The sequence below is a fragment of the Aeromonas sp. FDAARGOS 1415 genome (genome assembly GCF_019048365.1).
Classification (GTDB): domain Bacteria; phylum Pseudomonadota; class Gammaproteobacteria; order Enterobacterales; family Aeromonadaceae; genus Aeromonas; species Aeromonas taiwanensis.
This window is the reverse complement of sequence record NZ_CP077363.1, coordinates 743459-764204: the sequence shown is the minus strand read 5'-3', so window position 1 is coordinate 764204 and position 20746 is coordinate 743459. Positions and strand designations below refer to the sequence as shown.

The 20746-nt window shown below is 63.2% G+C and carries 22 protein-coding genes; 18 read left to right on the top strand and 4 right to left on the bottom strand.

Features of this window, described 5'->3' with window-relative positions:
- Positions 1 to 84: 84 nt before the first annotated feature.
- From I6L45_RS03620 to I6L45_RS03595, 6 genes are all read left to right on the top strand, one after another.
- A complete protein-coding gene (locus tag I6L45_RS03620) occupies positions 85 to 1347 on the top strand; it encodes a GntP family permease (RefSeq protein ID WP_043757568.1) in 1263 nt (420 codons plus the stop codon).
- Between the two features lie 9 nt (positions 1348 to 1356).
- Entirely contained in the window at positions 1357 to 2490 is a 1134-nt protein-coding gene (locus tag I6L45_RS03615; protein ID WP_216983469.1) for a glycerate kinase, read from the top strand.
- Between the two features lie 211 nt (positions 2491 to 2701).
- Positions 2702 to 3265 carry an NnrU family protein gene (locus I6L45_RS03610; protein WP_216983468.1) on the top strand — a complete coding sequence of 188 codons (564 nt, stop codon included), beginning with the start codon at positions 2702 to 2704 and terminating at the stop codon, positions 3263 to 3265.
- A gap of 59 nt (positions 3266 to 3324) precedes the next feature.
- Positions 3325 to 3861 carry a glutathione peroxidase gene (locus I6L45_RS03605; RefSeq protein WP_216983467.1) on the top strand — a complete coding sequence of 179 codons (537 nt, stop codon included), beginning with the start codon at positions 3325 to 3327 and terminating at the stop codon, positions 3859 to 3861.
- 82 nt (positions 3862 to 3943) lie between these two features.
- A complete protein-coding gene (locus I6L45_RS03600; protein ID WP_043757579.1) occupies positions 3944 to 4879 on the top strand; it encodes a LysR family transcriptional regulator in 936 nt (311 codons plus the stop codon).
- 181 nt (positions 4880 to 5060) lie between these two features.
- On the top strand, positions 5061 to 6257 hold the full coding sequence (locus tag I6L45_RS03595) for a NupC/NupG family nucleoside CNT transporter (RefSeq protein WP_043757581.1): 1197 nt from the start codon (positions 5061 to 5063) through the stop codon (positions 6255 to 6257).
- Positions 6258 to 6642: 385 nt separating this feature from the next.
- On the opposite strand, the gene I6L45_RS03590 is transcribed toward I6L45_RS03595, so the two are convergent.
- A complete protein-coding gene (locus tag I6L45_RS03590; protein ID WP_216983466.1) occupies positions 6643 to 7137 on the bottom strand; it encodes a methylated-DNA--[protein]-cysteine S-methyltransferase in 495 nt (164 codons plus the stop codon).
- Positions 7138 to 7163: 26 nt separating this feature from the next.
- Positions 7164 to 7580 (bottom strand): alternative ribosome rescue aminoacyl-tRNA hydrolase ArfB, encoded by a 417-nt coding sequence (gene arfB, locus I6L45_RS03585; protein ID WP_043757587.1) that lies wholly within the window; start codon positions 7578 to 7580, stop codon positions 7164 to 7166.
- Positions 7581 to 7781: 201 nt separating this feature from the next.
- Between arfB and glnK the strand changes: the two genes are divergently transcribed.
- The 5 genes from glnK (at position 7782) to I6L45_RS03560 (ending at position 13158) form a co-directional block, all read left to right on the top strand.
- Positions 7782 to 8120: a P-II family nitrogen regulator gene (gene glnK / locus I6L45_RS03580; protein ID WP_005332325.1), complete on the top strand. Its 339-nt coding sequence runs from the start codon at positions 7782 to 7784 to the stop codon at positions 8118 to 8120.
- A gap of 238 nt (positions 8121 to 8358) precedes the next feature.
- Entirely contained in the window at positions 8359 to 9363 is a 1005-nt protein-coding gene (locus tag I6L45_RS03575) for a Fe(3+) ABC transporter substrate-binding protein (protein ID WP_134694871.1), read from the top strand.
- Positions 9364 to 9402: 39 nt separating this feature from the next.
- Positions 9403 to 11028, top strand: coding sequence for an iron ABC transporter permease (locus tag I6L45_RS03570; protein WP_216983465.1), 1626 nt, complete (start codon positions 9403 to 9405; stop codon positions 11026 to 11028).
- A gap of 100 nt (positions 11029 to 11128) precedes the next feature.
- Positions 11129 to 12163, top strand: a complete 1035-nt coding sequence (locus I6L45_RS03565) for an ABC transporter ATP-binding protein (RefSeq protein ID WP_216984165.1) — start codon at positions 11129 to 11131, stop codon at positions 12161 to 12163.
- A gap of 89 nt (positions 12164 to 12252) precedes the next feature.
- Positions 12253 to 13158, top strand: a complete 906-nt coding sequence (locus I6L45_RS03560; RefSeq protein WP_216983464.1) for a Dyp-type peroxidase — start codon at positions 12253 to 12255, stop codon at positions 13156 to 13158.
- Between the two features lie 72 nt (positions 13159 to 13230).
- Here I6L45_RS03560 and argR read toward each other — a convergent pair whose 3' ends face one another.
- Positions 13231 to 13701, bottom strand: a complete 471-nt coding sequence (argR, locus tag I6L45_RS03555; protein ID WP_005308670.1) for a transcriptional regulator ArgR — start codon at positions 13699 to 13701, stop codon at positions 13231 to 13233.
- Between the two features lie 200 nt (positions 13702 to 13901).
- On the opposite strand from argR, the gene I6L45_RS03550 reads away from it, so the two are divergent.
- From I6L45_RS03550 to I6L45_RS20090, 6 genes are all read left to right on the top strand, one after another.
- Positions 13902 to 14642, top strand: coding sequence for an ATP-binding cassette domain-containing protein (locus I6L45_RS03550; RefSeq protein ID WP_134694867.1), 741 nt, complete (start codon positions 13902 to 13904; stop codon positions 14640 to 14642).
- A 24-nt stretch (positions 14643 to 14666) separates the two neighbouring features.
- Positions 14667 to 15404 carry a transporter substrate-binding domain-containing protein gene (locus I6L45_RS03545; RefSeq protein ID WP_134694866.1) on the top strand — a complete coding sequence of 246 codons (738 nt, stop codon included), beginning with the start codon at positions 14667 to 14669 and terminating at the stop codon, positions 15402 to 15404.
- 3 nt (positions 15405 to 15407) lie between these two features.
- On the top strand, positions 15408 to 16058 hold the full coding sequence (gene artQ, locus I6L45_RS03540; RefSeq protein WP_043757629.1) for an arginine ABC transporter permease ArtQ: 651 nt from the start codon (positions 15408 to 15410) through the stop codon (positions 16056 to 16058).
- Positions 16059 to 16060: 2 nt separating this feature from the next.
- A complete protein-coding gene (artM, locus tag I6L45_RS03535) occupies positions 16061 to 16723 on the top strand; it encodes an arginine ABC transporter permease ArtM (RefSeq protein WP_043757631.1) in 663 nt (220 codons plus the stop codon).
- Between the two features lie 242 nt (positions 16724 to 16965).
- Positions 16966 to 17901 (top strand): malate dehydrogenase, encoded by a 936-nt coding sequence (gene mdh / locus I6L45_RS03530; RefSeq protein ID WP_043757632.1) that lies wholly within the window; start codon positions 16966 to 16968, stop codon positions 17899 to 17901.
- Between the two features lie 391 nt (positions 17902 to 18292).
- Positions 18293 to 18880 (top strand): flagellar protein MotX, encoded by a 588-nt coding sequence (locus I6L45_RS20090; RefSeq protein WP_353736481.1) that lies wholly within the window; start codon positions 18293 to 18295, stop codon positions 18878 to 18880.
- Positions 18881 to 18963: 83 nt separating this feature from the next.
- Here the strand turns inward: I6L45_RS20090 and hmpA are convergent, their stop codons facing one another.
- Complete coding sequence (gene hmpA, locus I6L45_RS03520) at positions 18964 to 20157, bottom strand: NO-inducible flavohemoprotein (RefSeq protein WP_216983463.1); 1194 nt, start codon at positions 20155 to 20157, stop codon at positions 18964 to 18966.
- 111 nt (positions 20158 to 20268) lie between these two features.
- On the opposite strand from hmpA, the gene I6L45_RS03515 reads away from it, so the two are divergent.
- Entirely contained in the window at positions 20269 to 20736 is a 468-nt protein-coding gene (locus tag I6L45_RS03515) for an Rrf2 family transcriptional regulator (protein WP_043757639.1), read from the top strand.
- Positions 20737 to 20746: the final 10 nt, after the last annotated feature.

Sequence of the window (20746 nt, the reverse complement as noted above, 5' to 3'; positions counted from 1 at the left end):
CGGTGATTTTTGGCTTTTTTGCCAAAGCATTCCGGGCGGGGATCTCCATAATGGCGCCACTCATTACAACAAAAGGTGCCCGTCATGATCCCTGTATCCGCGCTCGGCGCTCTCGCCGCGCTCTCCATCGCCATCTTCCTCATTCTGAAGAAGGTGCCGCCCGCCTACGGCATGATCGTCGGCGCCCTGGCCGGCGGCCTGATCGGCGGGGCCGATCTGACCCAGACCGTCGCCCTGATGATCGGCGGCGCCCAGGGGATCACCACCGCCGTGATGCGGATCCTGGCGGCCGGCGTGCTGGCCGGCGTGCTCATCGAGTCGGGCGCCGCCACCACCATCGCCGAGACCATAGTCCGCAAACTCGGTGAGACCCGTGCCCTGCTGGCATTGGCCCTGGCCACCCTGATCCTGACGGCGGTCGGCGTCTTCGTGGACGTGGCGGTCATCACGGTCGCCCCCATAGCGCTGGCCATCGCGCGCCGTGCCGATCTCTCCAAGGCGGCCATCCTGCTGGCGATGATAGGCGGCGGCAAGGCGGGCAACGTCATGTCCCCGAACCCCAATGCCATTGCCGCTTCCGATGCCTTCCACCTGCCCCTCACCTCGGTGATGGCGGCCGGCATCATCCCGGGCCTGTTCGGCCTGGTGATGGCCTACTGGCTTGCCAAGCGCCTCAACAACCGGGGCAGCAAGGTGGCTGCCGACGAGGTGGTGAGCTTCGACGGCGTCAAGCTGCCGGGCTTTGCCGCCGCCATCAGTGCGCCCCTGGTGGCCATCCTGCTTCTGGCCCTGCGCCCTGTCGCCGGCATAGTGGTGGATCCGCTCATCGCGCTGCCCTTGGGCGGCCTGGTCGGCGCCCTGATGATGGGCAAGTTCTCCAAAGTGAACCAGTTTGCGGTCTCGGGCCTCGCCCGCATGGCGCCGGTCGCCATCATGCTGCTGGGGACAGGGACTCTGGCTGGCATCATCGCCAACTCCGGCCTGAAGGATGTGCTGATCAGCGGCCTGACCGCCTCCGGCCTGCCCTCCTACCTGTTGGCCCCCATCTCGGGCGCCCTGATGTCGCTGGCGACCGCCTCGACCACGGCCGGTACCGTGGTTGCTTCAAACGTGTTCAGCGCCACCCTGATCGAGCTCGGCGTCACCAGCCTGGCGGGGGCCGCCATGATCCACGCCGGTGCCACCGTGTTTGACCACATGCCCCATGGCTCCTTCTTCCACGCTACCGGGGGCAGCGTCCACATGGGGGTAAGCGAGCGGCTCAAGCTCATCCCCTACGAAACCGCCGTCGGCCTGACCATTGCCGCCGTCTCCACCCTGATGTTTGGCGTGTTTGGCCTCGCCTAAGGAACTGATATGAAAATTGTGATCGCCCCGGATTCATTCAAGGAGAGCCTGAGCGCCATGGCGGTGGCTGATGCCATCGAGGCCGGTTTCAAGCAGGTGCTGCCGAATGCCACCTACGTCAAGCTGCCCATGGCCGATGGTGGCGAGGGGACGGTGCAGTCCCTGGTGGATGCCACCGGAGGCCGCATCCTGCCGGTTGAGGTAACCGCGCCCCTTGGCAACCGGGTGCAGGGCTTCCTCGGCTTGCTGGGGGATGGCAAGCGTGCCGTCATCGAGATGGCGGCGGCCTCCGGCCTGCATCTGGTGGAGCCGGAGTTGCGCAATCCGCTGCTCACCTCGAGCTATGGCACTGGCGAGCTGATCCTGGCGGCCCTCGATCTGGGGGTGACCCACCTCATCCTCGGCATCGGTGGCAGTGCCACCAACGACGGCGGTGCCGGCATGATCCAGGCCCTCGGCGGCAAGCTCTTGAAGGCGGACGGTTCACCCATCGCCCTGGGGGGCGGTGGTCTGAGTGAGCTGGCCAGCATCGACCTGAGCATGCTGGACTCGCGCCTGAGTGGGCTCCACATCGAGGTGGCCTGCGACGTGAACAATCCGCTGTGCGGGCCCAAGGGGGCATCTGCCGTGTTTGGTCCGCAGAAGGGGGCCACACCGGCGATGGTGGCCGAGCTGGATGCCAACCTGGCCCGCTATGCGGACTGCATCGAACAGGCGCTGGGTCATCAGGTGAGAGAGATCCCGGGCACTGGCGCCGCCGGTGGCATGGGGGCCGCCCTGATCGGCCTGCTCGGCGCCGAGCTCAAGCCCGGCATCCAGATCGTCATCGAGGCGCTCAAGCTGGCCGACGCGGTGGCCGATGCGGATCTCGTGATCACGGGGGAGGGGCGGATCGACAGCCAGACCATTCACGGCAAGACGCCCATCGGCGTGGCCCGCTGCGCCAAGCAGTTTGGCAAGCCGGTGATCGGCATCGCGGGCTGTCTCACCGACGACTGCGGCGTGGTGCACGAGCACGGGCTGGACGCGGTCTTCGCCGTGGTCAACCGGGCCATGTCCCTGCCGGAGGCGCTCGCCACCGCGACCACCAACCTGCAGCTCACGGCCCGCAACGTGGCCGCCCTCTATCTGCTGCGCAATTGATGCTCTTCTGGCCGGTGCCTGGCACCGGCCTCACCCTGCCCCGTGCAACCGAGGTGGCAGCTTGCCTGCCGCGCCTTCGACGCACTTGCCGATCCCCGGATCGGCTTTTTTATTATCCTGCTGTCTTTTATATGGTTTTTGTATTCTGACGAGAGGCTTTGCGGCATAGTGATCTCCTCAATTGCGAGGGGCAATGTGCGAGGAGCCACCCATGATCCTGCTGACCCTGGGGGTAGTGCTGTTTACCCTGATCCACCTCTATCCCTGCTTCGCCGCGGCCCACCGGGCCCGCCTGCGCGAGCGGCTGGGGGAGAACCGCTACAAGGGGCTCTTCTCGCTGCTGGTGTTCGTCGCCATTGCCTGCATCCTGGCCGGCTGGCGCAGCGCCAGCCCATTGCCGCTCTACCCGCTGCCTGACTGGGGCCCGACCCTGACCATGGCGGCCATGCCGCTATCCCTGATCCTGCTGTGCAGCGGGCAGGGCCAGAATCACCTGCGCCGCTGGCTGGTGCATCCCCAGCTGCTCGGTGCCCTGCTCTGGGCCGGCGCCCACCTGACGGTCAACAGCGAGGCCCGCTCCCTGGTGCTGTTTGGCGGTATCGGCCTCTGGGCGCTGGTCAGCATCGTCTGGATTTCGGTGCGGGACTGGCAGCAGAAGCCGCGGCCCGAAGCGAGCTGGCAGGGGACAGGGATCAGCCTGGGCGCCGGTCTGGCGATCACGGCCTTGCTCATCTTCTGGGGCCATGGCTGGTTGACCGGGATCCCGCTGCACTGATCCCTGAACCTTGTGCGTGGATCTTGCGTATGATGGAGAAAACGCGAGGAGTCAGGTCGATGAAATGGTTCACCCTGCTGTTGTTGCTCGGCTCGGGCGCGGCGTCTGCCGCCTGCCCCGACTACTTCAACGTGGAGATGCGGGAGCTCAACAGCATCCGGCGCCACAACCTCTGCCAGCTGACCGAGGGCAAGGTGGTACTGGTGGTCAACACCGCCTCCTACTGCGGGTACAGCGGCCAGTTCCGGGATCTGGAGGCGCTCTATCAGGGTTACAAGGAGCAGGGGATGATGGTGCTGGGCTTCCCCTCCAACGACTTCTGGCAGGAGGCGGGCAACGAGAACAAGACTGCGGAGGTGTGCCGGCGCGATTACGGGGTGACTTTCCCCATGTTCAACCGGGTGGCGGTACGGGGATCCGATGCTGTGCCCCTGTTCAAGGGGTTGGCGGCCGCCGCCGACGGTGACGCGCCCAACTGGAACTTCCACAAATACCTGGTGGGCCGCGATGGCAAACTGATCGCGAGCTATGGCGCCAACCAGAATCCGGCGAGCGATCCGCTCAAGGGGCAGATCCTCGAGGCGCTGGCGCACTGACCCTACCCCCTGGCGGGCCGCTCTGGAATAATGGGGGCCCGCCCTTCACTCTGGTTATCCCGTGCTGCAACGTCTTCCCCAAATGGTGATCTTCGATGCCCTGGTTCGCGAGCAGGGCATCTCGGCGGCCGCGCGCCGGCTCGGGGTCTCCAAGTCCCACATCAGCAAGCAGCTCGCCCTGCTGGAGACCGGACTCGGGGCCCAGCTGGTACAGCGCACCACCCGCCGCTTCGCCCTGACCGAGCTCGGCCAGGAGTATGCCCGCCACTGCCATGCCCTGGTGGCGGTGGCCCAGGAGGCGGAGTCCATGGTGGCGGAACGTCGCGGCAAGGTGAGCGGCGTGCTGCATCTGGGTGTCGGCCAGTCCTTCGGCCGGCTGCACGTGATCCCGCTGCTCAAGGCCTTCCAGACCCGTTACCCCGATCTGGAGCTGGAAGTCTCCCTGTTCGATCGCCGTACCAATCTGGTGGATGAGGGGCTGGATCTCTGGATCACCACCTTTGAGGACAAGCCCCAGGGGCTGGTGGGGCAGCGGCTGGCGGATATCGGCTTCGTGCTGGTGGCCTCGCCGGACTATCTGCTGAGCCACGGCACGCCGCTGCACCCCAGGGATCTGGCCCAGCACAACTGCATCACCTACCAGAGCCGGGAGCGGCGCTACCACGAGTGGTCGTTTCGTCAGGGCAAGGAGCGCCAGACGGTGCAGGTGGCGGGCAACTACCGGGTGGATCTGGCGGAGGCGGTGCGCGACGCCGCCCTGGCCGGGCTCGGCATCGCCTATGTGGCGAACTACCTGCTGGACAAGGAGCTGCAGTCAGGCCAGCTCATTCCCCTGCTGCCCCAGTGGCAGCCGAACCAGAAGATGGCGGTGCACGCCGTCTACGCCAGAAGGGAGCACCTGGACCCCAAGATCCGTCTCTTCATCGACTTCCTCAAGGAGAGCTTCGGCCCCCATCCCTATTGGGAGCAGCATCTCGCCCCCTGGCTCGGGGGAAAATTGTCCGGCCTGGAGAAATGATCGTTTCCATATAAGAACACTGGCTTTCGCTTGATACCAAAATCGAGCCAAATCAGTCAGTTGCCGCAACTGGTATCGTGCAAACGTTTTTGCTAACAGGGCTGTAACCAACTGGACTTGCAGTGGCGGGGCAGGGGGCGCAGAATCCGCGCCCATCTTTGCCCCACCTGATGGAGTCCCTATGATTGCCCTGCTCGGCATCCTGAGCATCCTGGCCCTGGCCACGCTCTGCTCTGATAATCGTCGTCGTATCCCGTTGCGAACAGTGGGCCTGGCCCTCTGCCTGCAAGTGCTCTTCGCCGCCCTGGTACTCTGGCTGCCCGCCGGTCAGCAGGTGCTCAACGGCGTCAGCGAGAGCGTCAGCAGCGTGATCGGTTACGGTCAGGAGGGGATCGCCTTCCTGTTCGGCGATCTGGCCAAGTTCAAGCTCGGCTTCATCTTCGCCTTCAACGTGCTGCCGGTGATCATCTTCTTCTCCGCGGTGATCGCCATCCTCTATCACATCGGCCTGATGCCGAAAGTGATTGCCCTTCTAGGTGGCGGCCTGCAGAAGTTGCTGGGCACCGGTCGGGCCGAGAGCCTCTCCGCCACCGCCAACATCTTCGTCGGCATGGTGGAGGCGCCCCTGGTGGTCAAACCCTATCTCTCCAAAATGTCCGATTCCCAGTTCTTCGCGGTGATGAGCTGTGGCCTCGCCTCGGTTGCTGGCGGCACCCTGGTGGGGTATGCCAGCATAGGTGTCGAGCTGAAATACCTGATCGCGGCGGCCTTCATGTCGGCGCCTGCGGGGCTTGCCATGGCCAAGATCCTGGTGCCGCCCGCTGCCGAAGAGGTGGATCATCACGAGGACGTGGTGATCCCCCGTGCCACCAACGTGATTGAGGCGGCCGCCGATGGCGCCATGTCCGGTCTCAACATCGCCGTCGCCGTGGGCGCCACCCTGCTGGCCTTCGTCGGGGTGATCGCCCTGCTCAACGGCCTGCTGGGCTGGGCCGGTGACCTGGTGGGGCTGGAGCTGAGCTTCCAGATCCTCCTGGGCTGGTTGTTCGCCCCCGTCTCCTGGCTGATCGGTGTGCCCTGGGAGCAGGCCCAGGCCGCAGGCGCCCTGATCGGCACCAAGATTGTCATCAACGAGTTCGTCGCCTTCATCGCCCTGGTGCAGGATCAGACGCTGGATGCCTCGAGCAAGGCCATCGTCACCTTCGCCCTGTGCGGTTTTGCGAACATCTCCTCCATGGCGATCCTGATCGGCGGCCTGGGGGCCATGGTGCCGGAGCGCAAGTCTTTCATCGCCCGCTACGGCATGCGTGCCATCATGGCAGGGGTGCTGGCAAACCTGATGAGCGCCTCGCTGGCCGGGCTCTTCCTCGCCCTCTGATTGATCCCGTCAACCGGCACCACCGGTCAGAGCCCGCTTCGGCGGGCTTTTTTGTGGCTGTTTGTCGGCAAAAAAAAGCGCCTCAGAGGAGGCGCGGGGAAAAAGACAGATTGGAAGCGTCACATGGGTGCCACTTGAATGAGGGATGAGCCATGTCATCCAAGTGTGAAGCCATGATGCCTGAGGGTGTCTGAAGCCCTTCTGAGGTGATGCTTCATATTCCGTTCATTTTGGAAACACTGGCTGATGCCTGTGAGGTGCAGGGCTCATGCTGCATTCATTTAAATGTTCAGTGTTTTATCCGCTGGCAAGGGGCTGGCTCCCGGCCCCGGCTTGCTGTGATGCCAGCGCCAGCAGTCAGCACTTGATGAGGGGGATGTCATTTTCAAGGGCGCAGTACGAAGTCGTCGGCAGCCTGCTGCTCCAGCGCCAGTAGCCAGCGTTTGATGGGGATGCCGCCCGCATAGCCGGTCAGCTCGCCGCTGCGACCGATCACCCGGTGGCAGGGCACTATGATGCTCAAGGGGTTGCGTCCGTTGGCGGCACCCACCGCCCGCACCGCCCTGGGGTTGCCGATGGCCTGGGCTATCTCGAGGTAGCTGACGGTCTGGCCGTAAGGAATGTCGCACAGGGCGCGCCACACCGACTGCTGGAACGGGGTACCCCGGGCGGCCATGGGCAGATCGAAGTGGCGCAGCCGGCCGGCGAAGTAGGCGTCAAACTGCTCGATGAAGGGGGTCAGGGCCTGGTCATCCCGCTGCCAGTCCGGCTGCGGCAGGATGGGGCGCTCCCCCTGCATGAACTCAACGTGACGCAGGCCGCCCTGATCGATGGCGACGAGCAGGGGCCCCTGGCGGCACTCACAAAAACTGTACTTCACGGTGTCTCCTCCGAAGGATGGGCGAGCTAATCCAGCACGGGTTTGCCACGGGTGGATTTGATCTCCCCCTTGCGCTTCTTGGCGTCGACCCGCTTGCGCTGGGAGCTGCGGGTCGGCTTGGTGGCGTGGCGGGCCTTGGGGCGCCAGGCGGCTTTTTTCAGCAGCTCGGTCAGGCGGCTCATGGCCTCCTTGCGATTCATGTCCTGGCTGCGGTGGGTCTCGACCCTGATCTGGATGAAGCCGTCGTGGACCCGGCTGTCACTGAGTTTCTCCAGCCCCTCCTTATAGAGATCCGGCAGGCTGGGGGAGTCGCGGTAGTCGAAGCGCAGCCAGACGGCGGAGTCGGTCTTGTTGACGTGCTGGCCCCCGGCTCCCTGGGCGCGCATGGTCTGAAACTGCAGCTCGTGCCAGGGGATGATCACGCTGTTGGAGATGACTAACATGGGGGGATGCTCTCATTTGGTGCATCAAGGGAGCCTGGTGCAGCTTGGTGCCTCATAATGGGGCGAGATGCGCTTCCTTGGTGATCCGGAGCCGCAAAGGCTCGAGGTTTAATGGCTATCTTTATGAAAGTAAACAATAAAAATAATTGGCACAAGAATTGATGACCCATTCGTGACATACCATGGATTGGGAGCAACCAGATGAAGCTGATTACTGCGATTATCAAACCCTTCAAGTTGGACGACGTGCGCGAGGCCATCGCCAACCTGGGGGTGGAAGGCCTGACCGTCTCGGAGGTCAAGGGCTTTGGTCGCCAGAAGGGGCATACCGAATTATATCGGGGGGCCGAGTACCAGGTCGACTTCCTGCCGAAGGTGAAGCTGGAGATCGCCACCGCCGACGAAAACGTGGAAGGGGTGATCGAGGCCATCTGCAAGGCGGCCTATACCGGCAAGATCGGTGACGGCAAGATCTTCGTCTACGACCTGCTGCAGGCGGTGCGCATCCGGACCGGCGAGAGCGACGACGAGGCGCTCTGATGCCGCGACCGGTCATGTCGCTGCCGCGGGGGGCGGCAGGGATGGCCGGAGTGCGATGCTTGTAGCATGAAAAACTGGCCTTCAAGGGGCTGGATGGAACACCATCCGGCCCTTTTCCTTTGGTCAATGGTTAAATATGTGATCCTACCTCCCTGAACCGCCTTGATCCGGTGGCCGCGCCTCGTGCAGAATGCAAACGAAAATGGTTATCAATCGATACGCACACAAGGAACGGACAATGAAAATGAAGATGCTGGCGCTGGCTCTCTCCACCCTGGCCGCCCAGTCGGCATTCGCCGCTGAAGTGAACGTCTACTCCACCCGCCAGGATGAGCTGATCAAGCCCATCATCCAGCAGTTCGAGAAGGAGACCGGGATCAAGGTCAACGTGGTGTTCGCCAAAGAGGGGCTGAACGAGCGTCTGGAGCGGGAAGGCAAGCTCTCCCCGGCGGATCTGATGCTGACCGTCGACATCAGCCGTCTGACCGACCTGGTGGACAAGGACCTGGTGCAGCCGGTGGACAGCAAGACCCTGCAGGAGAACATTCCCTCCATCTATCGGGATCCGGAGAACCGCTGGTTCGCCCTGACTACCCGGGTGCGCGCCATCTACTCCAGCAAGGAGCGCCTCGGCAAGCTGGCCACCATCAGCTACGAAGATCTGGCCAAGCCTGAATTCAAAGGAAAAATTTGTACTCGCAGCGGCAAGCACGAGTACAATGTGGCGCTGGTCTCCTCCATGATCGCCCATCACGGCATGGCGGATGCCAAGACCTGGCTGGAAGGGGTCAAGGCCAACCTGGCACGCAAGCCCCAGGGCAACGATCGGGATCAGGTCAAGGCAATCAAGGACGGCATCTGCGATATTTCCCTGGGCAACAGCTACTACCTGGGCGCCATGCTGAAAGATCCGGCGCAGAAGTCCTGGGCTGATGCAGTTGAGATCAACTTCCCGAACCAGGGTGATCGCGGTGCCCACGTCAACGTGAGCGGCGTGGCCATGACCAAGTATGCCAAGAACAAGGACGCCGCCCGGAAGCTGATGGAGTTCCTCTCCGGCGACACCGCCCAGCACATGTATGCGGATGTGAATGCCGAGTACCCGGTCAAGGCCGGTGTCGAGCCTTCCGCCATGGTCAAGTCCTGGGGCAGTTTCAAGGCTGACGCCCTGCCGGTCAGCGACTACGCCAAGCACCGCAAGGACGCCTTGCAGCTGCTGGATGAAGTGAAATTCGACTTGTAATCAGATGGGGCCAAGGGCCCCATCAACCTCTGTGGACTCATGAAAAATTTTGGATGGATTGCCGGCAGCTGGGCCACCGCCCTGCTGCTGGGTTTGCCGGTGCTTGCCCTCGTCTTTTCGGCCCTCTCGGCTGACGGGGATCTGTTTGCCCACCTCGCCGATACGGTACTGATCGATTACCTTCGCAACACCTCGGGTCTGGTGCTGGGGGTCGTGCTGCTCAGTCTGCTGTTCGGGGTGCCCACCGCCTGGCTGGTGGCCATGTGCCAGGTGCCGGGACGACGCGCCCTGCAGTGGGCGCTGATGCTGCCCATGGCCATGCCCTCCTATATCGTCGCCTACGTCTACACCGATCTGCTCGACTATTCGGGCCCGCTGCAGGCGGGGCTGCGCGCACTCTTTGGCTGGAACAGTCCGGCCGATTACTGGTTTCCGGCCATTCGCTCCCTTGGCGGTGCCGCCTGGGTGCTGGCCCTGGTGCTCTTCCCCTATGTCTACCTGCTGGCGCGAGCCTCCTTCCTGGAGCAGTCGGTCAGTCTCATTCACTCCAGTCGCCTGCTGGGCTGCACACCCTGGCAGAGTTTTCGCCGCCTGAGCCTGCCCCTGGCCCGTCCCGCCATCATGGTGGGGGTGTCCCTGGTGGCGATGGAGACCCTGGCGGACTTCGCCACCGTCCACTTCTTTGCCATCAATACCCTGACGACCGCCATCTACGACACCTGGCTCGGCTATGGCAGCCTGGCCACCGCCGCCAAGCTCTCCTGCCTGATGCTGCTGGCGGTGGTGCTGCTTATCGCCGTGGAGCGCCGCTCACGCCAGCGTCAGCAGGTGTTCCAGAAGTCCATGGGGTTCGAGCAGCCGCTGTGCTACCCCCTCACGGGGATGCGGCGCGTGCTGGCCGGCCTCTGGTGCTGGGGGCTGGTGCTGGCGGGGTTCGCCCTGCCGTTCGCCATCCTGCTGGACTACGGGGTGCGCTATTTCGCGCTGTCGTGGACGCCGGAGTTTGTCCGTTTCGCCGGCAACAGCCTGGCGGTCTCGACCCTGGCTGCCTTGCTTGCCATGGGGATCGCCCTGCTGCTCGGCTTCTTCCGCCGCCTCGACGGAAGTACTCGCAGCCTGCTGCCCCTGCGCATCGCCGCCATGGGCTATGCCATGCCGGGCACGGTGCTGGCCATCGGGGTGCTGGTGCCGCTGACGGCGCTGGACTTTGGCATCAACGATCTGGCCGAGTGGCTGGGGATGCAGGGGCCGGGTCTGCTCCTGACCGGCACCCTCACCGCCATCGTGTTCGGCTACCTGGTGCGCTTCGTGGCCATCGCCATCGGCTCGGTGGAGAGCAGCATGAGCAAGATTTCCCCCAGCCTCGACATGGCGGCCCGCTCCCTGGGGCAGGGGGCGGGCGGCATGCTGCGTCGCATCCATTTGCCGCTGGTGCGGCGCGGCCTCTTTGCCGGCGCCATGCTGGTATTCATCGAATCCATGAAGGAGCTGCCCGCCGCCCTGCTGCTGCGACCGTTCAACTTCGAGACCCTGGCGACCCACGTCTACCAGTTCGTCTCGGACGAGATGCTGGAGCGGGGAGCGCTCGGCGCCATCGTCATCGTGCTGGTGGGGCTTATCCCCCTGGTCTGGATCAACCGCAGCCTGGATGGCCCGGGCCATTGAGCCCGAAAACGTGATATAAACGGCGCCATCGCGCCTTGGCGTGCTGGGTGTCGAGCGGTTGCCGCCGCTTTGGAACAACAGAAATATGAGGATGTCAGTCGTGTCTTGCCTGCAGGTTGAGAATGTCAGCTGCCGCTACAACGGTCGCAATGTGCTGGAGCAGCTGTCCCTGACGGTGGCCGACAACGAGATTGTCTGCCTGCTGGGGGCGAGTGGCTGTGGCAAGACCACCTTGCTCAAGGCGATTGCCGGGCTGTTGCCGCTGGCCGGGGGGGCGATTCGCCTCGGCGAGACACTGCTGGAAGGGCCGGGGGAGAATGTGCCTCCCGAGGCGCGCAACATCGGCATGATCTTCCAGGATTACGCCCTCTTTCCCCATCTGACGGTGGCGGACAACATCGGCTTCGGCCTGACGCGGCTCGAGCGTTCCGTGCGCCAGCAGCAGGTGGAGGAGGCGCTGACGCTGGTCAATCTGCAGGGGCTGGGGGAGCGCTATCCCCATCAGCTCTCCGGCGGCCAGCAGCAACGGGTCGCCATTGCCCGTGCCCTGGTGTGCAAGCCACGGTTGATGCTGCTGGATGAACCCTTCTCCAACATCGATACCCAGGTGCGGATGAAGCTCATCCTCGAGATCCGCACCCTGCTCAAGCAACAGGGCATAGGGGCCATCTTCGTCAGCCACAGCAAGGAGGAGGCCTTCGCTTTCGCCGATCGGCTGGCACTGTTCCGGGCCGGCCACATCGAGCAGGCGGGTCAGCCGGAGCAACTCTATCGCCGCCCCGAGAACCGCTTCGTGGCGGAGTTTCTCGGCGGGGTTAACTACCTGGACGCCGAGGTGGTGAACAGCCACTGTGTGCAGACCATCCTCGGGACCATCTGTGGTCACGAGCCTCATGGCCGTGCGGTCGGGGAGCGGCTGCAGCTCATGCTCAGGCCCCAGCAGCTGGCGCTGACGACGGCGGCTGACGGCGAGCTGACGGTGCGGGAGCAGCAGTTCCTGGGCCATCACTGCCGCGTGCTGGTGGAGTGCGCGGGGCAGCAGCTGGAGGCCAGCATAGGGGAGCCCCTGGAGGGAGAGAGGGCGCGGGTGGCCGTGGCCCCCCATTCCCTGGTGTTGTTTGACCCCTTGCCCTGAGCGCGCGATATCGTCGCGAAATCAATGAACTGAAATGGCACTGGTTTATAATCGCGCCACGCCCATAGCCAACGCCTTTGGAGAGAGACATGAAAGCCCAAGCCGGGATCTGCGCAGAGCCGAATCTGCACGCCCTCTATCTGATGTTCAACCGCACCGGTGATGCCGCCGAACTGACGGCCCGTCTGGCCAGGCTGCCGACCTTGTGGGAGTCGGTGAGCGCCGATTTCCCCGATGCCGGCTTCAGCGGTCTGATCGCCGTGGGCGCCGATGCCTGGGATGACCTGTACCCCGCCGCCCGTCCGCCCCAGTTCCGCGGCTTCATGGCGCAGTCCGCCAATGGCCAGACGGCGCCGAATACTCCCTTCGATCTGTTCGTGCAACTGCGTGCTGATCGGGTGGACGTGCTGCATCATGCCGGTCAGCACGTCATGGCCCTGCTGGCCGGCCTGGTGGAATTGGCCGAAGAGGTGCGTGGTTTCCGCAATCTGGATTGTCGCGATCTGACCGGTTTCGTCGACGGCACCGAGAACCCGCAGGAGGATCACAGGGCCGAGGTGGCGCTGCTCGAAGGTGGCGAATTCGCCGGTGGATCCTACATCCATGTCCAGCGCTGGGTCCACGCCATGAGCGACTGGGAGAAGCTGGCCCTGAAGGAGCAGGAAGACATCATAGGTCGCACCAAGGCCGACAACATCGAGTATGAGTCTGCGGACAAACCGCTCACTTCCCACATCAAGCGGGTCAACCTCAAGACCCCCAAGGGGGAGTCCATGGAGATCCTGCGCCAGAGCATGCCCTGGGGCACCATGAGCGAGCAGGGGCTCTACTTCATCTCCTGCTGCCGCACGCCGCTGCACTTCAACGCCATGCTGGCCAGCATGTACAAGGGGGAGGGCAGCCACTTCGATCACCTGCTGCGCTTCACCCGGGCGGTGACCGGGGCGGCCTTCTTCGCGCCGTCAGTCGACTTCCTGGTGGCCCAGGGCAAATAAGCCCGGTCTGCAGATAGCAAAAATCCCGGCCTTGGCCGGGATTTTTTGTGCGGGTCGCGCGAGGCTACCGGATCAGGGGGTCTGCTCGAACAGCTCGAGGGCGGAGAGGTAGAGCTCCTCGATGTCGGTGTCGCTGGTCGGCGTGATGAAGATGGTGTCGTCACCGGCGATGGTGCCGAGGATCCCTTCGGCCTTGCCGAGGGAGTCGAGCAGGCGGGCGATGAGCTGGGCCGCACCCGGGCTGGTGTGGATCACCACCAGGGCGCCATTGTGGTCGACGTCCAGTACCAGATTCTTGAGGGGGCTGGAGGTAGTGGGGACGCCCAGTTCCACCGGCAGGCAGTACACCATCTCCATCTTGGCATTGCGGGTGCGAACGGCGCCGAAGCGGCTCAGCATGCGCGAGACCTTGGACTGGTTGATGTTCTCGAAGCCCATCTCTTGCAGGGCAGTCACTATCTCTGCCTGGGAGCCGAATCGCTCCTCTTTCAGCAAGGCTTTAAAGGCCTTGGCCAGTTTTTCTTGCTTGTCGTTATGTTTCATCTTGGACTCACGAGTGAGGGTGGTGACCGCCTGTCACGCTCAGGCGGCAGATACGAACAGCGCTGCTATTTTGCATTCATATGCCTGTTTTGGCAAGGAAGCGGCGCTTGTTCTGCATATTGATTCAAATATAGCTTGCATCAACGTATGCTGACGCTAGAATCAGGACGAAATTTTGAAAACTTATTCAGTTGGGCTGTATGGGTATCGAATTAATCGGCGTCGAAAAATCCTGGCACAAGGTGCCGGTGCTGCAACAGGTGAGTTTTCGGACTGCCCCCGGCGAGACCTTGGTATTGCTGGGACCGAGCGGGGCGGGCAAGAGCTCGCTGCTGCGCATGATGAACTTGCTGGACACTCCGGATGCCGGCGTGCTGCGCATCGCAGGCAGTGAATTTTCTTTCCCGTCGACCCTTCCCGCCGCCGAGTTCAACCGTCAGGCTCAGGCGCTGCGTCGCAAGGTGGGCATGGTGTTCCAGCAGTACAATCTGTGGCCTCACCTCACCGTGATGGAGAACCTGATTGAAGCCCCGGTCAAGGTGCTCGGGATGAGCCGTGAGGCCGCCATCGAGAAGGGCGCCTACCTGCTGGCCCAGCTGCAACTGGCCGACAAGCGCGATGCCTGGCCGGCTCGCCTCTCCGGCGGCCAGCAGCAGCGGGTGGCCATCGCCCGTACCCTGATGATGGATCCCCAGGTGCTGCTGTTTGACGAGCCGACCGCGGCCCTCGACCCTGAAATTACCAAAGAGGTGGCGGAGATCATCCGCACCCTGAGCCAGACCGGCATTACCCAGGTAGTGGTGACCCACGAGGTGGAGTTTGCCCGCAAGGTGGCCAGTCAGGTGATCTATCTGGAGAAGGGGCGGATCATCGAATCCGGCACCGCCGCCATCTTCCAGGCCCCGCAAACCAGCCGGTTTGCCGAATTCTTGATGCATTGATATTGAATCGATAAGGAAGCTGTCATGAAAAAGAGTCTGTTGCTGGTCGCCGCCATGGGCCTGCTGAGCACCCAGGTGCTGGCGAAAGAGATCAAGTTCGCCACCGAGGCTACCTACGCGCCGTTCGAATACCTGGACGACAAGAACGAGTTTCAGGGGTTCGACATCGATCTGGCCCGCGCCATCTGTGCCCAGGCCAAGCTGGAATGCAGCTTCCACAACCAGGCCTTCGACAGTCTGATCCCGAGCCTCAAGTTCCGTCGCTATGACGCCGCCATCGCCGCCATGGACGTGACTCCGGAGCGGGCTGCCCAGGTCGATTTCTCCGACATCTATTACGAGAACTCCGCCGTGTTCGTCGCCAAGAAGGGTGCCTTCAAGGGGCCGGAAGAGATGGTGGACAAGACAGTCGGCGTGCAGAACGGCACCTCCCACCAGTCCTATCTGGTGGACAACTGGGTAGGCAAGGGTCTGCTGACCGTGCCGTACGCCAGCTACCAGAGCGCTTTCCTCGACATGATGAACGGCCGTACCGACGGCGTGTTTGCCGATACGGCGGTCGCCGCCGACTGGCTCAAGCAGCACAAGGAATACAGCGTGATCGGCTCCCCCGTGACCGACGCCAAGTACTTCGGCACCGGCTTCGGCATCGCGGTGGCCAAGGGGAACCTGGAGCTGCTGACCCAGCTGAACAAGGGGCTGGCCGAGATCAAGGCCAACGGCACCTATCAGAAGATCTATGACAAGTACTTCGCGCAGTAAGCCATGTTGAGCCTGTTGTTGGATGCAGCCTGGATGACCCTCGGGCTGGCCCTGGCATCCCTGGTCGGGGGCATGGTACTGGCGCTGGCGTTCAGCGCCGCCGAGCTCAGCAAGCGGCCTGCCCTGGTGTGGCCGGTGGCCACCTTGACCACCCTGATCCGCGGCCTGCCCGAACTCCTGGTGGTGCTCTTCATCTACTTTGGCTCGACCCAGGTGCTCTTCCTCATCACAGGTGAATACGTGGAGTTCAGCCCGTTCGCCTGCGGCGTGCTGGCGCTCTCCCTGCTGTTCGCGAGCTATGCCACCCAGACCCTGCGGGCCGCCCTCAATGCGGTGCCCGCCGGGCAGCGGCTGGCCGCGCTGGCGCTGGGGCTGGGCAAGGGGCATACCTTCTTTCGTATCGTGCTGCCCCAGGCCTGGCGTCATGCCCTGCCGGGGCTCGGCAACCAGTGGCTGGTGCTGCTCAAGGACACCGCCCTGGTCTCCCTCATCGGGGTGAACGAGATGATGCGCCAGGCCCAGATGGCCTCTGCCAGTACCTATCAACCCTTTACCTGGTACGCCGCCGCCGCCCTCATCTATCTGGCCATCAGCCTGGTGAGCGAGTTCGGCCTCAAGCTGGCGGCCCGTTATACCCGACGCTACGGAGGCTGAGCATGCAGGACTATCTCATGACCCTGCTGGGGGGATTGGCCATCACCTTGCAGCTCACGGCGTTCAGCCTGCTGCTCGGCGTACTGCTGGCGGCTGGCATGACCTGGGTGCTGGAACGCCGCCTGCCGGTGGCGACCCAGCTGGTGCAGCTCTGGGTGCTGGTCTTCACCGGCACGCCGCTGCTCATCCAGATCTTCCTCATCTACTACGGGCCTGGCCAGTTCGAGTGGCTTAAACAGAGCGCGCTCTGGCCGCTGCTCAAGCAGCCCTGGTTCTGCGCCGTGCTGGCGCTTGGCTTCAACACCGCCGCCTACTCCACCCGCTTGTTCAAGGGGGCGCTCGACGCCATTCCCGCCGGCGAGGTGGAGGCCTGCCGGGCACTCGGCTTCTCCGCCGGTCAGACCCTGTGGATGAAGGTGCGCCACGCCGCCCGCCGGCTGGTGCCCGCCTACTCCAACGAGGTGATCCTGGTGCTCAAGGGCAGTTCGCTCGCCAGTACCATCACCATCATGGACATCATGGGGCTGGCTCAGCGCCTCAACGCCCAGACCTATGACACCCTGGCGGTGTTCACCGTGGCTGGCGCCCTCTACCTGACCATGAATGGATTGTTAACAATAGGTTTCCGCTGGTGTGAGCGCAGGGCACTGGCATTCCAGTCCTGAAGCAGTCGTATTTACCTCTTAATGGTGAGGGTGGCACAGGAAATCTGTGTCTTTCCTCCCATTTATCGCATATTCCTCTCCGCTTTCGTCGCCGCTTGTTCCCTGGCTCACAGAACCTGTGATTACAACTGTTATCAGATTGTTTTTTAGGAGGGGATCCTTTAAGGTGAGGCGCACAATAAAAGACAGCCTTACCCCAACTAGAAACAACCTTAAACCTACGCTTAGACATGGAGTTGATCATGAAAGTTGCCGTTCTGGGTGCCGCCGGTGGCATCGGCCAAGCCCTCGCTCTGCTGTTGAAAAATCGCCTTCCTGCCGGTTCCGAACTGAGCCTGTATGACATCGCACCGGTCACCCCGGGCGTGGCGGCAGATCTGAGCCATATCCCGACTGACGTGAAAGTAACAGGTTTCTGCGGTGAAGATCCGAGCCCGGCTCTGGTCGGCGCCGATGTCGTGCTGATCTCCGCCGGCGTGGCGCGCAAGCCCGGCATGGATCGTTCCGATCTCTTCAATATCAACGCCGGTATCGTCAAGAATCTGGTGGAAAAGTGTGCCGCCTCCTGCCCGAAGGCCCTGATCGGCATCATCACCAACCCGGTCAACACCACGGTCGCCATCGCCGCCGAAGTGTTGAAGAAGGCCGGTGTCTATGACAAGCGTCGCCTGTTCGGCGTCACCACCCTGGACGTGATCCGTGGCGAGACCTTCGTGGCTGCCGCCAAGGGCCTGAACGTCGACAAGGTGCGCGTCAACGTCATCGGTGGCCACAGTGGCGTGACCATTCTGCCGCTGCTCTCCCAGGTCGAAGGCGCCAGCTTCACCGCTGAAGAAGTCGCTGCCATGACCAAGCGCATCCAGAACGCCGGTACCGAGGTGGTGGAAGCCAAGGCCGGTGGCGGCTCTGCCACCCTCTCCATGGGTCAGGCGGCCTGCCGCTTCGGTCTGTCGCTCATCAAGGGCCTGCAGGGCGAAGCCAACGTCATCGAGTGCGCTTATGTGGAAGGCAACGGCGAGCACGCCACCTTCTTCGCGCAGCCGGTGCTGCTTGGCAAGAACGGCGTCGAGACCGTGCTGGACTACGGCAAGCTGAGCGCCTTCGAGCAGGAAGCGATGGACAGCATGCTGGCTACCCTGAAGGCCGACATCCAGCTGGGCGTCGACTTCGTCAAATAAGACGCAGCGTCTTTCACAAGGGGAGCCTCGGCTCCCCTTTGTCGTTTTTGGCGGCGTGTGGCGGGCTAAGGAGATGGGCCCGGCTGCCGATAACAGAGGGCAGCAGGAGATCCCTATGATGAAACCCAGTACCCTCATCGCCATCGTCGGTTTGTGCAGCCTCCCCGTGCAGGGGGCCGAGCCGGTGTCGGCTGCCGCGCTCACTCAGGGGGGGGCGGCTGCGTCTGTTCAGGCTCCCTCGGCTGCCACGGCACTCGCCCCCGCCTCGACAACGCCCTCGCCGGCACTAGTGCCTTCGGCTGCGACCCCGGCTCCAGTGCCGGAGTCGACGGCACCGGCGCCTACTCCGGCAGCCGCAGTCCCTGAGGCGACTGCGCCAGCAGCGGCCCCCTTGCCCAAGGCGGCACCCGCGTCACCCGCTACCGGTGATCTGCAGGCGGTGCCGCTCTATCGGCAGGACGAGCTGCTCAACTGGATAGAGCAAGGGCGCCATCTGGCCAGGGTGAAGCAGGACAGATGCCAGCTGACCCAGGACATCGAGGCGAGGGCTTCGGTGATGAAGATCCCCGCCTATCAGTTCCTGTGGGGGGACATGCTCGCCTGGGGGGTCTGCATCAAGCCAGACGCCCAGATAGGCGTGCAGTACATGTGGGATGCCGCCAACCAAGGGCTGGCACCCGCGCTGGAACAGCTCGGCCGCTATTACTGGAAGGGCATTCTGGTCCAGAAGGATCTGGTGCGGGCCGAGACCCTGATGCGGGAAGCCGCCAGCCTCGGTTTCTTGCGGGCACAGATGGAGTGGGTCGAGATGCTGCTGCAGGGCATGGGAAGCCCGCTGGATTACGAGGAGGCCTATCACTGGCTGCACGGTGCTGTCATCGGTGACAAGGCCACCCACCAGAAGGCGGCAAGCCTGCTCGGCCGGCTCGGCAATCGTATGCCCGCCAATGCCATCGCCCGCGCCAAGGCGATGCGCTGATCCCAGGCGGCCAGGCATCATAAAGAAGGCCCGGACACCTAGGTGTCCGGGCCTTGTCATCTGTGCATGGCGGTGAGTCGGGATCAGATTTCCTGATGGGGACCGAAGACCTCGTAGTGCATCCGCCCGGCAGGTACGCCCAGATTGCCCAGCTGCTCCTTCACCGACTTCATGAACGGGACGGGGCCGCAGAAATAGTAGTGGGCGTTGGCCGGGATGAGGTCGGTGACCTGCTCCAGCTGCATGGTGCCGCTGAAGTCGTAGTCCACCCCCAGCACGTCCCGCTCTCCGGGGATCCGGTACCAGGTGCGGCTCTGCAGGTGCGCGTGCTGCCGGCTCTTTTCCCGGATATCTTCTCCAAACCCATGCAGGGCGCCATGTTCGCAGGCGTGCAGCCAGCGGATCCCGGCCTGATGCTGGCCGGCCAGCAGGTGGTTGAGCATGCTCAGCATGGGGGTGAGCCCCACCCCGGCGGAGAGCAGTACCACCGGGGTGGTGGCTTCCTCTTGCAGGAAGAAGTCACCCGCCGGCGGCATCAGTGCCACCTCGTCACCGACGTGAAGCTTGTCGTGCAAGAGGTTGGAGGCCTGTCCCTGTGGCTCGCGCTTGACGCTGATGCGGTAGTCGCGTCCGTTGGGGGCATCGGAGAGGGAGTATTGGCGGATCTCCTGATGCTCGAGATCGGGATGGACCAGCTTGATGCTGATGTACTGCCCCGGTTTGAAGTGCAGCACGGGCTTGCCATCGACGGGCGCCAGCACGAAGGAGGTGATGAGCTCGCTCTCCTGGCGTTTCTCTTTGATGAGGAAGGGGCGGGTCCCCTGCCAGCCACCTTCCTGGCTTGCCTTCTCCCGGTAGAGTTCACCCTCCCGGCCGATAAAGATGTCGGCCAGCACCCCATACGCCTTGCCCCAGGCCGCCAGCACCTCGTCGGTGACCGCGCTACCGCCCATTTCTTTGAGCGTGGCCAAGAGATGGCTACCCACAATGTGATATTGTTCCGGCTGGATCAGGAAGCCCGTGTGCTTGTGAGCGATGCGCTCCACGGCACCGGCCAGGGCCCCCAGGTTGTCGATATTCCTGGCATAGGCTGCCACTGCACTGAACAGCGCCAGCGGCTGTCCGCCACTGCGCTGATGCGCCAGGTTGAACACATCCTTCAGCTCCGGATTATGGCTGAACATGCGCTGGTAGAAGTGCTGGGTGAGGGCAGGACCCGCCGATTCGAGCAAAGGAATGGTGCTCTTGATGACGGCGATGGTGGCTTGGTCTAACATAGGAGGTCCCTTTTAATTAAGCATCTGGAATGTCACTTACTAAGTTGCATCCTAAATGTTTAATTGACCTGGATCAATCATCAATTCTTTGCGCTATGCGCCGCAGGCACTATGAGACTGACTAGCTATACCGATTTTGGATTGAGAGCCCTGCTCTATCTGGCTACCCTGCCGGAGGGTGAACTGTCTAGCGTGGCCAAGGTGTCCGCCTTGTACGACGTGTCCCGCAACCACATGGTGAAGGTGGTGAACCAGCTAGTGAAGCTGGGTTACCTGCAGTCCCAGCGTGGCAAGAACGGCGGCATCCGCATGGCCTGCGCGCCGGAAGAGGTGAACATCGGCCAGGTGATCCGGGCGCTGGAAGGCAATCTGGACGGCATCGATTGCGGTTCACCGGTCTGCCACATCGTCTCCGTCTGCCTGCTCAAGAGCGCCCTGAAGGAGGCGATGAACGCCTTCCTCGCCGTGATGGACGGCTACACGCTGAAAGATCTGCTGGCCAACCGTGACGAGCTGCAGCAGGTGTTTGGCGAGTTGATCCCGACCCTGGTGCTGGAGCCGGATGACGAGAACGAGTGAGACGAAAAAG

Bases quoted from the DNA above. Each gene is read 5' to 3' on its own strand.
- I6L45_RS03620 (WP_043757568.1), top strand. From the start codon at position 85: ATGATCCCTGTATCCGCGCTCGGCGCTCTCGCCGCGCTCTCCATCGCC.
- I6L45_RS03615 (WP_216983469.1), top strand. From the start codon at position 1,357: ATGAAAATTGTGATCGCCCCGGATTCATTCAAGGAGAGCCTGAGCGCC.
- I6L45_RS03610 (WP_216983468.1), top strand. From the start codon at position 2,702: ATGATCCTGCTGACCCTGGGGGTAGTGCTGTTTACCCTGATCCACCTC.
- I6L45_RS03605 (WP_216983467.1), top strand. From the start codon at position 3,325: ATGAAATGGTTCACCCTGCTGTTGTTGCTCGGCTCGGGCGCGGCGTCT.
- I6L45_RS03600 (WP_043757579.1), top strand. From the start codon at position 3,944: ATGGTGATCTTCGATGCCCTGGTTCGCGAGCAGGGCATCTCGGCGGCC.
- I6L45_RS03595 (WP_043757581.1), top strand. From the start codon at position 5,061: ATGATTGCCCTGCTCGGCATCCTGAGCATCCTGGCCCTGGCCACGCTC.
- arfB (WP_043757587.1), bottom strand. From the start codon at position 7,580: ATGTTAGTCATCTCCAACAGCGTGATCATCCCCTGGCACGAGCTGCAG.
- glnK (WP_005332325.1), top strand. From the start codon at position 7,782: ATGAAGCTGATTACTGCGATTATCAAACCCTTCAAGTTGGACGACGTG.
- I6L45_RS03575 (WP_134694871.1), top strand. From the start codon at position 8,359: ATGAAAATGAAGATGCTGGCGCTGGCTCTCTCCACCCTGGCCGCCCAG.
- I6L45_RS03570 (WP_216983465.1), top strand. From the start codon at position 9,403: ATGAAAAATTTTGGATGGATTGCCGGCAGCTGGGCCACCGCCCTGCTG.
- I6L45_RS03560 (WP_216983464.1), top strand. From the start codon at position 12,253: ATGAAAGCCCAAGCCGGGATCTGCGCAGAGCCGAATCTGCACGCCCTC.
- argR (WP_005308670.1), bottom strand. From the start codon at position 13,701: ATGAAACATAACGACAAGCAAGAAAAACTGGCCAAGGCCTTTAAAGCC.
- I6L45_RS03550 (WP_134694867.1), top strand. From the start codon at position 13,902: ATGGGTATCGAATTAATCGGCGTCGAAAAATCCTGGCACAAGGTGCCG.
- I6L45_RS03545 (WP_134694866.1), top strand. From the start codon at position 14,667: ATGAAAAAGAGTCTGTTGCTGGTCGCCGCCATGGGCCTGCTGAGCACC.
- artQ (WP_043757629.1), top strand. From the start codon at position 15,408: ATGTTGAGCCTGTTGTTGGATGCAGCCTGGATGACCCTCGGGCTGGCC.
- artM (WP_043757631.1), top strand. From the start codon at position 16,061: ATGCAGGACTATCTCATGACCCTGCTGGGGGGATTGGCCATCACCTTG.
- mdh (WP_043757632.1), top strand. From the start codon at position 16,966: ATGAAAGTTGCCGTTCTGGGTGCCGCCGGTGGCATCGGCCAAGCCCTC.
- hmpA (WP_216983463.1), bottom strand. From the start codon at position 20,157: ATGTTAGACCAAGCCACCATCGCCGTCATCAAGAGCACCATTCCTTTG.
- I6L45_RS03515 (WP_043757639.1), top strand. From the start codon at position 20,269: ATGAGACTGACTAGCTATACCGATTTTGGATTGAGAGCCCTGCTCTAT.